The sequence below is a fragment of the Janthinobacterium fluminis genome (genome assembly GCF_028595325.1).
Classification (GTDB): domain Bacteria; phylum Pseudomonadota; class Gammaproteobacteria; order Burkholderiales; family Burkholderiaceae_D; genus Janthinobacterium; species Janthinobacterium fluminis.
The window spans coordinates 745,386-757,662 of sequence record NZ_JAQQXR010000001.1; the positions used below are offsets into that span (position 1 = coordinate 745,386).

14 protein-coding genes are annotated in these 12,277 nt (G+C 68.0%); 3 read left to right on the forward strand and 11 right to left on the reverse strand.

Translation table 11 applies throughout. From position 1 onward, the window contains the following. Positions 1-4: 4 nt before the first annotated feature. The 4 genes from OIK44_RS03375 to wrbA are packed head-to-tail and all read right to left on the reverse strand — an operon-like array spanning position 5 to position 2,857. Positions 5-436 carry a DUF4124 domain-containing protein gene (locus OIK44_RS03375; protein ID WP_273669263.1) on the reverse strand — a complete coding sequence of 144 codons (432 nt, stop codon included), beginning with the start codon at positions 434-436 and terminating at the stop codon, positions 5-7. Continuing rightward, positions 433-1,851: an FAD-binding oxidoreductase gene (locus OIK44_RS03380; RefSeq protein ID WP_273669264.1), complete on the reverse strand. Its 1,419-nt coding sequence runs from the start codon at positions 1,849-1,851 to the stop codon at positions 433-435. The genes OIK44_RS03375 and OIK44_RS03380 overlap by 4 nt, the downstream gene beginning before the upstream one ends. Continuing rightward, positions 1,848-2,249 carry a DUF2069 domain-containing protein gene (locus OIK44_RS03385; RefSeq protein WP_273669781.1) on the reverse strand — a complete coding sequence of 134 codons (402 nt, stop codon included), beginning with the start codon at positions 2,247-2,249 and terminating at the stop codon, positions 1,848-1,850. Before OIK44_RS03385 ends, OIK44_RS03380 begins: the two co-directional genes overlap by 4 nt. Then, positions 2,249-2,857: an NAD(P)H:quinone oxidoreductase gene (wrbA, locus tag OIK44_RS03390; protein ID WP_273669265.1), complete on the reverse strand. Its 609-nt coding sequence runs from the start codon at positions 2,855-2,857 to the stop codon at positions 2,249-2,251. The genes OIK44_RS03385 and wrbA overlap by 1 nt, the downstream gene beginning before the upstream one ends. A 68-nt stretch (positions 2,858-2,925) precedes the next feature. On the opposite strand from wrbA, the gene OIK44_RS03395 reads away from it, so the two are divergent. After that, positions 2,926-4,299, forward strand: coding sequence for a YihY family inner membrane protein (locus OIK44_RS03395; protein ID WP_273669266.1), 1,374 nt, complete (start codon positions 2,926-2,928; stop codon positions 4,297-4,299). An 82-nt stretch (positions 4,300-4,381) separates the two neighbouring features. Continuing rightward, on the forward strand, positions 4,382-4,528 hold the full coding sequence (locus OIK44_RS25675) for a YhfG family protein (protein WP_420213823.1): 147 nt from the start codon (positions 4,382-4,384) through the stop codon (positions 4,526-4,528). A gap of 195 nt (positions 4,529-4,723) precedes the next feature. On the opposite strand, the gene OIK44_RS03400 is transcribed toward OIK44_RS25675, so the two are convergent. Together OIK44_RS03400 and OIK44_RS03405 are read right to left on the reverse strand one after the other, a co-directional pair. Continuing rightward, positions 4,724-5,542 carry an alpha/beta fold hydrolase gene (locus OIK44_RS03400; protein WP_273669268.1) on the reverse strand — a complete coding sequence of 273 codons (819 nt, stop codon included), beginning with the start codon at positions 5,540-5,542 and terminating at the stop codon, positions 4,724-4,726. Position 5,543: 1 nt separating this feature from the next. After that, positions 5,544-6,854, reverse strand: a complete 1,311-nt coding sequence (locus tag OIK44_RS03405) for an O-acetylhomoserine aminocarboxypropyltransferase (RefSeq protein ID WP_273669269.1) — start codon at positions 6,852-6,854, stop codon at positions 5,544-5,546. A 185-nt stretch (positions 6,855-7,039) separates the two neighbouring features. On the opposite strand from OIK44_RS03405, the gene OIK44_RS03410 reads away from it, so the two are divergent. After that, on the forward strand, positions 7,040-7,486 hold the full coding sequence (locus tag OIK44_RS03410; RefSeq protein WP_273669270.1) for a CBS domain-containing protein: 447 nt from the start codon (positions 7,040-7,042) through the stop codon (positions 7,484-7,486). Positions 7,487-7,575: 89 nt separating this feature from the next. Here OIK44_RS03410 and OIK44_RS03415 read toward each other — a convergent pair whose 3' ends face one another. From OIK44_RS03415 to OIK44_RS03435, 5 genes are read right to left on the reverse strand one after another with little or no spacing between them, the layout of a single operon-like run. Then, positions 7,576-8,958, reverse strand: coding sequence for a 4Fe-4S binding protein (locus OIK44_RS03415; RefSeq protein WP_273669271.1), 1,383 nt, complete (start codon positions 8,956-8,958; stop codon positions 7,576-7,578). Continuing rightward, the gene (locus OIK44_RS03420; protein ID WP_273669272.1) at positions 8,951-9,754 is read right to left on the reverse strand and encodes an FTR1 family iron permease; all 804 of its coding nucleotides are present in this window, start codon (positions 9,752-9,754) and stop codon (positions 8,951-8,953) included. The genes OIK44_RS03415 and OIK44_RS03420 overlap by 8 nt, the downstream gene beginning before the upstream one ends. Before the next feature lie 12 nt (positions 9,755-9,766). Continuing rightward, positions 9,767-10,111 (reverse strand): cupredoxin domain-containing protein, encoded by a 345-nt coding sequence (locus tag OIK44_RS03425; RefSeq protein ID WP_273669273.1) that lies wholly within the window; start codon positions 10,109-10,111, stop codon positions 9,767-9,769. A gap of 8 nt (positions 10,112-10,119) precedes the next feature. Continuing rightward, positions 10,120-11,613: a carbohydrate porin gene (locus OIK44_RS03430; protein WP_273669274.1), complete on the reverse strand. Its 1,494-nt coding sequence runs from the start codon at positions 11,611-11,613 to the stop codon at positions 10,120-10,122. A 3-nt stretch (positions 11,614-11,616) separates the two neighbouring features. Next, positions 11,617-12,171: an iron transporter gene (locus OIK44_RS03435; RefSeq protein WP_273669275.1), complete on the reverse strand. Its 555-nt coding sequence runs from the start codon at positions 12,169-12,171 to the stop codon at positions 11,617-11,619. Positions 12,172-12,277: the final 106 nt, after the last annotated feature.

Sequence of the window (12,277 nt, forward strand, 5' to 3'; positions counted from 1 at the left end):
CGCTTCAAGCGGGACACTCAAGCGCCAGTTTTTCGGCGCTGCGGCGGGCCTTGACTTTGGCCTTGTCGGCCTGCCGGTCGGATGCGGCGCGGGCGTCCTCGACGGCCCATTTGTGCTGCAGCGCCAAGGCCGCGCATTTCTTGCGCCGCGCCGCGCCGGCCTGGGCGGCGCGGGCTTGCTCGCGGTCTTCCTGCGCCTCGCGGCGCAGCCGGTCGGCCTCCAGCCGGTCGGCGGTTTTCTTGTGCCGCGCCAGCGTCGCCGCGTCGGCGCTTGACGGCTGCGGCGCCGGCGCCACGTTCAGCTCGACCGATTTGCCGCTGGCGCAAGGCGCGGCGCCGTAGCTGACCTTGCCGTCGGCGCTGCATTTGTAGACCGTCTGGGCGCCGGCCGGCGCGCCCAGCGCGGCCAGCAGCAGGATGGCAAGCGGCCGCTTCACAGTATCTTCCCGGGATTCATGATGCCGAGCGGGTCGAGCGCCGTTTTGACGGCGCGCATCAGGCGCAATTCCAGCGGCGACTTGTAGCGCGCCAGCTCGTCGCGCTTGAGGGCGCCGATGCCGTGTTCGGCCGAGATCGAGCCGCCGTAGCTGTCGGCGCTGTCGTGCACGATGCGGTTGATGGCGTCCTGGTTGGCGAGGAATTGCCGGTCCGGCGTGCCGGGCGGCGGCGCCACGTTGTAATGCAGATTGCCGTCGCCGAGGTGCCCGAAGCACACCAGTTGCGCGCCGGGGAAGGCCCGCTCCAGCTGCGCCGCCGTGCCGGCGATGAAGTCGGCCAGGCTGGAAATGGGCAGCGACACGTCGTGCTTGATGTTCTTGCCGGCCGCCGCCTGGGCCAGCGGAATATGCTCGCGCAACTGCCACAGGCCGGCCGACTGCGCCACCGAGGCGGCGACCACGGCGTCCTCGATGATGTCCGCTTCCAGCGCCGCGCCTATGCTCGTCTCCAGCAGCTCGACGGCGTGCGCCTCCGACTGGCTGCTCGACAGCTCCAGCAGCACATACTGGGCGTGCGGCGCGGCGAACGGCTTCGGCAGTTGCGGGAAATGCGCGGCGACCAGCTCCAGGCAGTAGCGCGACATCAGCTCGAAGCCGGTCAGGCTCGCGCCGCAACGGTCTTGCATCAAGGTCAGCAGGCGCAGCGCGTGGGCCGGCGAGGGCAGGGCCGCCAGCGCCGTGATGCAGGCTTTCGGCTGCGGATACAGCTTGAGCACGGCGCCGGTGATGACGCCCAGCGTGCCCTCGGCGCCGATGAACAGGTCGCGCAAATCGTAGCCGGTGTTGTCCTTGCGCAGGCCGCGCAAGCCGCTCCACAGCTCGCCCTGCGGCGTCACCACCTCCAGGCCCAGGCACAGCTCGCGCGTGTTGCCGTAGCGCAGGACGGCGGTGCCGCCGGCGTTCGTCGACAGATTGCCGCCGATGGTGCAACTGCCCTCGGCCGCCAGCGACAGCGGGAACAGGCAGCCCGCCTGGGCGGCCGCCTCCTGCACATGCTGCAAAATGCAGCCGGCGTCGACCGTGATGGTGCGGTTGACGGCGTCGACGCCGCGCACGCGGTTCAGGCGCGCCAGCGACAGCACGACGGCGCTGCCGCTGTCGTCCGGCACGCTGCCCAGCACCAGGCCCGTGTTGCCTCCCTGCGGCACCAGCGCCACGCGCCACTCGGCGCAGGCGCGCACGACGCCGGCCACCTGCTCGACCGAGGCGGGGCGCAGCACGGCCAGCGCGCGGCCGGTGAAGCGGCCGCGCCAGTCGGTCAGGAAGGGCGCCGTGTCGGCGTCGTCCGTCAGGACGTGGGCCTGGCCCAGCAGCGCGCGGCAATGGGCCAGGAAGGCCGGGTCGGAATGGCTCATTTGGCGGGGTTGACCTTGTCCAGCAATTCCTTGGCGATGCGCTTGGCCGCCTTCTTATAGGGGCGCAGATACAGCACGGCACAGACAAAATAGACGCAGACGATCAGCGCCTCGCCCCAGCCCATCAGGGACGACAGGGCCGCCTTGTCGCTGTAGCCGCGCACCACGCCCTCCGAAAAATACAGTAGGATGACCATCGACGACCATTGCAGCGTGTAGACGTCGCGGCGCAGCACGCCGGCCAGTGGGATCAGCAGCGGCACGGCCTTCAAGGCCATCCACGAACCGCCCGGATGCAGCGGCGCCACCGCCATTTCCCACAGCACGCACCAGACGATCAGCGCCAGCAGGCTGCCGATGGCGCCCCAATGGAAGTATTTTTGCATCGTGGTTTCCATCATGCTCCCTGCATTTTGCTGGCCGTCTCGGCCAGGCGGCGGCCGAGTGCGACGGCCAGGCGTTTTTCATCGCCGCTGATGGCCTTGTCGCCGTCCACGCCGGCCCAGTGGCTGGCGCCGTAGGGCGTGCCGCCGCTGGACGTGGTCATCAGCTCCGGCTGCGTGTAGGGCAGGCCGAGCACCATCAAACCGTGGTGGAACAAGGGGATCATCATCGACAGCAAGGTCGATTCCTGGCCGCCGTGCAGGCTGCCGGTGGACGTGAACACGCAGGCTGGCTTGCCGGCCAGCGTGCCGCCCAGCCATTCGCTGGCCGTGCCGTCCCAGAAATACTTCATGGCGGCGGCCATATTGCCGAAGCGCGTGGGCGAACCCAGTGCCAGGCCGGCGCAGTCGCGCAAATCGGCGGCCTCGACATACGGCGCGCCCTCGGCGGGCACCTCGGGGGCGCTCGCCTCGGTGACGGTGGAAACGGCCGGCACGGTGCGCAGGCGGGCGTCGCAGCCGGGTACGCTCTCGATGCCCTGGGCGATCAGTTCGGCCAATTTGCGCGTCGCACCGTGGCGCGAGTAAAACAATACAAGAATAATCAGATTAGGTCGGTTCATGGTTGGTATTATAGGGCGCTTTGCGGGCGCGCATCAGCGCGAACCCTGTGCTTTTACCTCTAGATCACATGTTTTTAAAATATATAGCCCCGACTCTCAACTACCTCACGCGCGCCTGCCACGGCGGCCTGGCCGTGGTGCGCGGCCTGTCCTGGTCGGAAGTGCGCGACCTCGGCCGGTTCGCGCGCCGCCGCCTGCGCGAGGAAAGCCTGCCCCAGGTGGCCGGCAGCCTGACCTTCGCCACCGTCTTCGCGCTGGTGCCGCTGCTGACCCTGGCGCTGGCCATCTTCACGACTTTTCCGCTATTTAACACCTTCCGCGCCGCGCTGGAGCAGTATTTCGTCCAGAGCGTGATGCCGAAGGGGATATCCAACAACATCCTCGGCTACCTGACGACGTTCGCGGCGAAGGCGACGCGCCTGTCGGCCGTCGGCGCCGTCACGCTGGTGTTCACCTCGATCGCCATGATGGGCTTGATCGAACGGGTGTTCAACCGCATCTGGCGCGTCAAGCGCGAGCGGCGCTGGACCAAGCGCCTGCTGGTGTACTGGGCCATCGTCACGCTGGGGCCGCTGCTGGTCGGGATCTCGCTGACGCTGACCTCGCAAGTGTTCATGGCCACCAGCGACCTGGTCGGCTCCGTGCCCTTCCTGGCCAAGGTGTTCTACACGCTGGTGTCGGTGTCGCTGACGATGGGCGCGTTCACGCTGCTGTACATGGCCGTGCCGAACCGCGACGTCGACTGGCACGACGCGGCCTGGGGCGGCCTGCTGGCGGCGCTGGCGTTCGAGGTGGCCAAGCGCGGCTTCGGCGTCTTCATCCAGCAATTTCCCACCTATTCGCGCATTTACGGCGCGCTGGCGGCGCTGCCGCTGTTCCTCGTCTGGATCTACCTGAGCTGGATGATCACGCTGATCGGCGCCTTGCTGGTGGCGGCGCTGCCGGTGGTCAAATACGAGCGCTGGTGGCACGAGGCGGCGCCCGGCGGCGAGTTCGTCGACGCGATGGCGATCCTGAAGGTGCTGTACACGGCCTGCCACAGCGGCGACTCGGCCCTCGTCAGCGCCGGGGCGATCCGCGGCAGCACGCGGCTGGGCTTCGATGAAATGGGCGATCTGCTCGACAAGATGCAGGCGCAGGGCTGGGTCGGCCGCGTCAACGTCGAGGCGGCGGTGCGCGTGCAGTGGGGCAAGCACATCAGCGACGGCGCCGACCACTGGGTGCTGCTGGCGAATTTGCAGCGGCTCAGCGTGGCCGATGTGTACCGGCTGTTCGTGTTCGGCGGCATGGCCGTCAACGCCGGCTACCCTGCGCTTGGCAGCGACGAGCGCGACGCGGAGGCGGCGCGCGACGCCGCGCTGCTGGCGCGCCAGACCGAGGCGGCCGTCGAAGAGGGCCTGAGCCAGTCGCTGGCCGCCTATTTTTCAGCGGCCCGCCGCTGATTCGATATCAAGCGAGGTGCGTTACCATGCCTATGGAGCGATGTACCTATCGCGCGGGAGCATTGGAATGTTGACAAGTGAAATGAAACGCCAGATATTCCTGAAATTGCGGACCGAGAACTATCGAGCCAGTCTTCGCCTTGAAGGACTGGTTCAACGCACGGTAGGCACTGATAAGCCTGCTGTTGAGCCGGCTGCGACCACGCTCAAGACCAAGCATATCCGATAAGTAAGGAACAGGCCAGGATGGGCAATACTGCTATCAGGACTCCGATGTACTGATTAACAAGCTTGGCATTATGTGAATCTAGCATGGCCTACCCAGCGCGTTCGTGTCTCGTTTGCGGCCGCGCTTCGCCGCCAGCCAGGGCGAATTCCTTAGCTTGATGATGGTTTTGCCATCAAGCTATCGGCACCGCCGGCCTCAAGTTGTGGCCGACGGCGTCCTGGCGAAGGCGAACAGGGCGTCCAGCACGGCGTCCGGCTGCTCGGCCATCAGCTCGTGCCCGCTGTCGACCTGCACCACCTTGCCGTGGGCGATGGCCGAGGTCAGCAGTTTCGTCGATCTGGCCGGCGTCATCATGTCGCGCAAACCGAAGATGAACAGGGTGGGGCAGCGCACCGATGCGGCCGCCGCCTCGCCGTTCGCGTAGCTGTTGCAGGCCGCGAAGTCCGTATAAAACACCTGCTGCGGATTGATTTGCGAGATGCGCTGCTTGAGCCGGCGCGCGCCGCCCATCGCGTAGAAGCCCGGCCCGGGGAAGGACGGCTTCTGCGCAACCGAGGAGTGCGACCAGATGTTGACCATGTCTATCGCGCTCGGCTCGTCGCTGCGGGCCGCCTCCAGCAGCGAATCCGCCACCTTCATCGGATAGGTCGAGCCGAGCAGCGCCAGGTGGCTGACGCGCGCCGGCGCCGCGTGCGCCGTCTGCAGCGCGATCAGCGAACCCATGCTGTGGCCGACCAGCAGCGCGCGCGCCACGCCGGCCGCGTCGAGCAGGGCCAGCAGCCACTGCGACAGGGCCTCGACGCTGGCCTTGGCCGCGCCCTTGCTGCGGCCGTGCCCCGGCAGGTCGACGGCCAGCACGTTGAAGCCGTGGTGGGCGAAGTAGCGCGTCTGCAAAGCCCAGACGGAATGGTCGTTCTGCGCGCCGTGGATGAACACGGCGCTCGGCAGGCTGGCGTCGAACGCCTTGCCGCCGGTGTAGCAATAGGCGTCTACGCCTTCCACTTGCAAGATCATCTCAGGCTCCCTTCTGTGACAGTTTCAGGCCGCGCGCCAGGTCTTCGATCAGGTCGTCGGCGTCTTCCAGGCCGACCGACAGGCGCATCGTGCCCTCGGTGATGCCGGACGCCGCCAACTGCTCGGCCGGCACGCGGAAGTGCGTCGTCGAGGCCGGATGGATGGCCAGCGACTTGGCGTCGCCGACGTTGGCCAGGTGCGAGAAGATCTTCAGCGCGTCGACGAAGCGGCGGCCGGCGGCGCGGTCGCCCTTGATGTTGAAGGTGAGGACGGCGCCGCAGCCTTTCGGCAGCAGCGTCTTGGCCAGTTCGTAGTCGGGGTGCGAGTCCAGCTCCGGGTAGGCGACGGATTCGACGGCCGGGTTCGACAGCAGGAACTCGGCAACCTTGCGCGTGTTGGCCACGTGGCGGTCCATGCGCAGGCCCAGCGTTTCGACGCCCTGCAGGATGGCGAAGGCGTTGTGCGGGCTCATCACGGCGCCGAAGTCGCGCAAGCCTTCGCGGCGCGCGCGCAGCGCGAACGCCGCCACCGTCGATTCCTCGGCGAAGACCATGCCGTGGAAGCCGTCGTATGGTTCGCACAGCTCGCCGAAGCGGCCCGTCTTGTCGTAGGCGGCTTGCCAGTCGAAGGTGCCGCCGTCGACCAGCAGGCCGCCGATGGCGGTGCCGTGGCCGCACAGGAATTTGGTGGCGGAGTGGAATACCAGGTCGGCGCCGTGCTCGAACGGGCGCAGCAGGTAGGGCGTGGTGAAGGTCGCGTCCAGCATCAGCGGCAGATGGTGTTCGTGGGCGAGCTGCGCCACGGCGGGGATGTTCAGCACGTCCAGGCCGGGGTTGCCCAGCGTTTCGGCGAACAGCACCTTGGTGTTCGGGCGGATCGCGGCGCGCCAGGCGTCGAGGTCGCGCGGATCGACGAAGGTGGTGTCGATGCCGAAGCGCTTCAGCGTGTAGGCCAGCAGGTTCTGCGAGCCGCCGTACAGCGCGCGCGAGGCGACGATGTGCGAGCCGGCGCCGGCGATCGTGGTCAGGCCCAGGTGCATGGCGGCCTGGCCGCTGGCCGTGGCGATGCCGGCGACGCCGCCCTCCAGCGCGGCGATGCGCTCTTCAAGCACGGCGTTTGTGGGGTTCGAGATGCGCGAATAGACGTGGCCGGCGCGCTCCATGTTGAACAGCGCGGCGGCGTGGTCGGAATCCTTGAAGGCGAACGAGGACGTGAAATACACCGGGGTGGCGCGGGCGCCGGTGGCCGGGTCGGGCGCCGCGCCGGCGTGCAGCGACAAGGTGTCAAAGCCGAGGTACTTCGGACCGCTCATCATTTCTCCCGCCAAGTATTGGAATGGCGCAGATCGTACCCTGATTTCGACTTTTATATAAGTATTTTGCTATCGGGAGCGCTTTGATGCGGCGCAATACTGGATTTTTCTCGGGGCATACGCTACATTCGCTAGGAAGGCATACAATAACTAGACATCCCAACCAAGCGGACAGGACGGCCCAAATGAAAGTATCCGAAATTCTCCAGGTTAAAGGTAATATCCTTTATACCGTTACGCCTGATCAGCCTCTGCTGGACGCCGCCAACACGATGGCCGAAAAAGACATCGGTTCGCTCGTCGTGATGGAGTTTGGCGACCTGGTCGGCATGCTGACCTTCCGCGAAGTGCTCAAGGCGCTGCACCAGAACCAGGGTTCGATAGGCGGCGGCACCGTGCGCAAGCATATGGACGACCACCCGATCACGGTCACGCCGGATACCGAGGTGAACGAAGTGCGCCGCATCATGCTGGAAAAGCACGCGCGCTACCTGCCCGTGATGAACGCGAAGACCCTGCTCGGCGTGATCTCGTTCTACGACGTCGCCCGCGCCGTGCTGGAGGCGCAGAGTTTTGAAAACAAGATGCTGAAGGCTTACATCCGCGACTGGCCGACGGAAACTGCGGACTGATTCCATATAGCGCACGCACGCCAACGCCACCTTCGCGGTGGCGTTTTGCATGGTGCGCGCCGGGGCGGGGCCCCGTTCGGCGCCGCCGGCTAGGCGCTCCAGATGGCGGCCAGCAGCGCAATCGGTAGCAGCAGCACGGCGAACGCCAGCAACTGCCGCGCCGACGCCTTCACCACGATGGTCTTCCAGCCGAGATAGGCGGAGAATCCGGCGCCGCCCAGGGCCAGTGTCGCGTGGGCGGCGGGCAGCCACGTCAGCGACACCCGCTCCGCCTTCAAATGCCCGACCGTCAGCAGCGACAGCCCGATGAAGATGCCGGCGCCGCCGATCGGCACCAGGGCCAGCGCCAGCCGCTGCCACGACAGCTGCGGCCGCCCGGCCAGCCAGGCCGCCAGCCGCACGGCGCCCAGCACCGCGGCGCCCAGCGCGGCGCCGCCGCCGAGTATGAACAGCAAGATGCAGATGCCGTCCAGCCAGGTGAACACGTCGTGCGCGGCCGGGTAGTGCGTCAGCAACCACCACGGCGCGTTGTCCTCCAGCAGAAAAAAGGCGTCCCGCGCGATCAGCCAGTCGGCCAGCGCCGTCTTCATCTGGATGAAGCGGGCGCTGGCCGACCATTGGAAGGCCGCCGTGGCGATGCCGATCACGCCCAGGCACAGCGTCAGCGCCTCTTCCGTCTTGACTTCGTGGTTGGCGGTGGCGAGGATTTCGCTGGCCGGCGTGCGCGCCGCCAGGCTGACGGCGCCCTTGTAGTCGCTGCAGCGGCCGCAGGCGTGGCAGGCGGACGCGCTTTTCATGTGGCGGATGTCGATCAGCGGCGCGCAATCGACGGCCGGCGCGCGCGCCGTGTCGCGCTGCCACGCCTGCCGGTCGACGCGGAAGTGGAAAGGGGCGATCTTCGCCAGCAGCGAGAACACGCCGTTGGCCGGGCACAGGTAGCGGCACCAGACGCGCTTGCCGCGGCCATAGAAGTAGCCGACGGCCACGGCCGCCAGCGTCGAGCCGCCCAGGATCAGCAGCGCCGCCTGCGGGTATTCGTATACGCTGATGAGCTGGCCGTAGACGGTGGTGCAGATGAAGGCGGTCAGCGGCCAGCCGCTCCAGCGTATCCAGCGCGGGATAGGGCGGCCCAGGCCGTGGCGGCTGGCCAGTTCGGTCAGCGCGCCCTCGGGGCAGAATACGCCGCACCAGACGCGGCCGAAGAGCATCGTGCCGAGCATGACGAAGGGCCACCAGATGCCCCAGAACAGGAACTGCGCGAACAGGCGCAGATTGTCGTACAGGTGCGCGTCCTCGGCCGGCAGCGGCATGAAGGCGGGGATCACCAGCAGCGACAGGTAGAAGAAGACGACGAGCCATTGCGCCGCCTGTATCCAGTTGCGGTGGCGGCGCATGGCGCTGCCGACGGCGGCCAGCCGGCCGCCGGCCGGCCGCGCCCGCGCGCGCATGTCGACGATGGGAATGCTAGCCATGGCTGGCCCGTCGTCGCTGCGCCACTACGATGCCGAGCCAGTACAGCGCGTAGACGGCGGCCAGCGTCAGCGACGGCCGCGCGCGGTAGCCGGTGAAGGCCGCCAGCGCGGCGCCGCCGCCGCTGGCGTCGTCGAGCAGCGCCGAGCTGTCCCACAGCGGGTCGACCAGGGCCGGCAGCCAGCCGCCGCCGATCAGGCGGTCGACGGCGCTGGCCAGCAGCGCCGCCGCGAACAGCAGCAACAGCAGGCCGCTGACGCGGAAGAACTGGCGGTAGTCGAGGAAGCGCAGCCCGCTGCTGACGGCCCAGGCCGTCAGCAGCGCCAGCGCGAAGCCGAGCGCGGCGCCGGCGGCCAAGGCCGTGCCGTCGCCGCCGCTGAGCCCCATGCCGTAGAGGAAAATGGCGGTTTCCGCGCCTTCTCGGGCGATCGCCAGCGCGGCGATGACGGCGACGCCGGCGGCGCCCGAGCGCTGCGCCGCGCGCGCCATGTCGTTTTCCAGCTGCTGTTTCATGTGGCGGCCGTGTTTTTGCATCCACAGCACCATCTGCACGATCAGCGCGGCGGCGGTGAGCAGCATCGCCAGCTGGAACCATTCGAGCGCGGCGCCGGACAGCTCGTCCTGCGCGGCGACCATGGCCCAGCCCAGCGCCGCCGCCAGGGCGATACCGGCGGCGGCGCCGGCCCACAGCGCGCGCATGCCGGCGCCGTCGTTGCGCTTGATCCAGGCGTACAAGATGCCGACGACGAGCATCGCCTCGACGCTTTCGCGCCAGACGATGAAGAGGGCGTTACCCATGTGCGCGCCCCCTCATTTGGCGACGAAGCGGCCTTGCGCCGTCGCGGGGTGGAACTCGCCGAAGAACTTGTAGCTGCCCGGCTTGAGCGGCATGAAGATGAGGAAGCTGGACGCGCCCGGCGCCAGCACCTTTTCCTTGCGCAGCTCGACGCTTTCGAATTCCTCGGCGCCCGGCCCCTCGTTCTTGATGAGCAGGCGGAACTTGGTGTTGGCCGGCACCTCGATCGTCTCCGGCACGAAGTGGCCGGCGCGTATCGTCAGGTTGAAGGTGGGCATGTCGGCGGCCGGCGCCGGCGCCGCCGCCAGCAGGGCGGCGGCGGCCAGGCCGCCAAGGGTAATGCGCAGTGGTGTCAGCATCGTCAGTCTCAATAGCTCAGTTGGGCGCGCAGGCCGAGGATCTTCATCGCGCCGACGCTGTTGTCGCCGGCCGGACGGCCGATGTACTGCAGGTTAGGCGACAGCTCGAACTGCTTGTTGATGCGGTAGCGGTAGTACAGCTCGGCGACCCGCTCGGCGCCGGCGGCGGCGCTGGCGCCGCGGTAGTCGCGGCTGGTGTTGAGCCAGCCGGCGGCCATGCCGACGCTGTCGCCGGCACGGCCCCAGTACGAGCCGCCGAATTCGGCGCCCAGCGTCAGCGCCTGGTCGAAGCGCACGTGGCCGCGCAGCTGCCGGCCGTAGCGGCCGAACAGCGTGACGCCGTCGCCGACGCGCTGGTCCAGCGACGCGCCCCAGCCGACGTGGCGCTCCGGCTCCGTCACGCTCTCGTCGAAATGGCTGGCCTGGCTGTTGCGCCAGGCGTACACGCGGTAATTGCCGGGCAGGCCGCCGAACAGGCGCCGCTGGGTTTCCGCCTGCAGCAGCATCAGCGGCGAGCTCAGGCTGCGCTGGTAGTTCGAGCCCGTCGCGCCGGCGCCAAACACGCCCAGCGACACGCGCCAGCTCTCCGGCTTGGCGCTGGCGTTCTGGTAAGACAGGCGGAAGCCGGGCGCGAAGCCGTTGGCATCGACGCCGATGTCGCCGCCCGCGTCGAGCAGCGGATTGTGGACGAAGACCGTGTTGGTGAACTGGCGCGTCTCGTCGCCGGCCGCCGCGTTCTGGTCGAAGAAGGCGAACGGGTCCATCTTGCCGAAGCCCAGTTCCAGCGTCTCCTTCGAGCGCGGCGCGTGGCCGCCGAGGGGCAGGGGGATGCTGGCCTGATACCAGGCCTGCGCCAGCACGGCGACGGAGTCGTCGGGCCGCAGGCCGCCCAGCACGCGGAAGGCGCTGGCGTTCGGCTTGGCGAAGCTGGCCATGTCGTTCAGGCCGGCGCCCTGGCCGACGCGGAACTGGGCGAAGACGCGCTGCTCGATCGCGCCGAGCTTACCCAGCGGCATGGTGATGAAGGCGTCGCCGCGGTAATTGAGCTGGCTGTTCGCGGCGGCCGCGCCGAAGGGTTTCTGCGCCATCGTCGTCAGGCTGAAGCCGGCGCTCAGGCCCTCCAGCGCCTCGATCTTGCGGGCGGCGCCGCGGGCGCCCTCGGCCTGCATCTCGACGGCCTTCAGGCGCGACGTCAGCTCAGGCTCGTTCTCGCTGAGGCGGTCGCTGTCCAGGCCGGCGGCGGTGCGCGCCTGCTGCGACTCCAGCGCCGTGACGCGCTGCTCGATGGCGGCCGGCGCCGGGGCGGCCGGCGCGGCCGCGCGGCTGGCGCGCAACTCGCGCTCCAGCTCGGCGTTGCGCTGCTCCAGGCGCTCCATGCGCTCGCCCAGCTTGGCCACCAGTTGCTGCAATTCGCGCGCGCCGTGGGACGCCGCGCCGGCGCCGGACGCCGCGCACAGCAGGGCCGCCGCGGCCAGCGGCTTCAAGGCAAAAGAGATACGCATCGCTCAATACCCGCCCTTCTTGCCGATGCCGACGTAGGTGAAGTCGTACTCGACCTCGAACGGCTTGAACCACGGGCGCACGCCGGTCAGGCGGTCCGTGTGGCGGCCGAAATGGGCGTGCTTGTTCTCGGACGGCGGCAGGATGGTGTAGCGCACGTGGTATTTGCCGGGGCCGAACAGCTTGATGTTGTCGCCGTAATGGGGGCCGTCGTTGGCCACCATCGGCATGAATTCGCCGCTGACCTTCTGCCCGCTGCCTTCCTTGCTGACCTCGAACTTCACGACCAGGTAGGGCACCCAGGCGCCTTCCTCGAAACCGTTGGGGTTGCCGGCCAGGGCGTGGATGTCGGCTTCGATGTGGATGTCGGACTCGTCGGCCTTGCGCATCATCCCGTCCGGCTCCATCACCACCGGCTGCAGGTAGACGGCGGCGATTTCCATGCCGGCGCGCTGCTGCGGGGCGCCGATGGGATACTCGGCGGCGCCGGCCTGGAAGGTCGTCGCGGCGAGCGCGACGGCCGACAGGCGGCCGAAAAGACTGACAACGGTGGAACGCATACGTATCCTTCATAAAGTATTGATCTGGAACAATAATGATAATTGTTCGCATTGACCTTTGTACTTGATGCGGATTAAGGAATTCGGGAAATGGTGACAAAAAGTC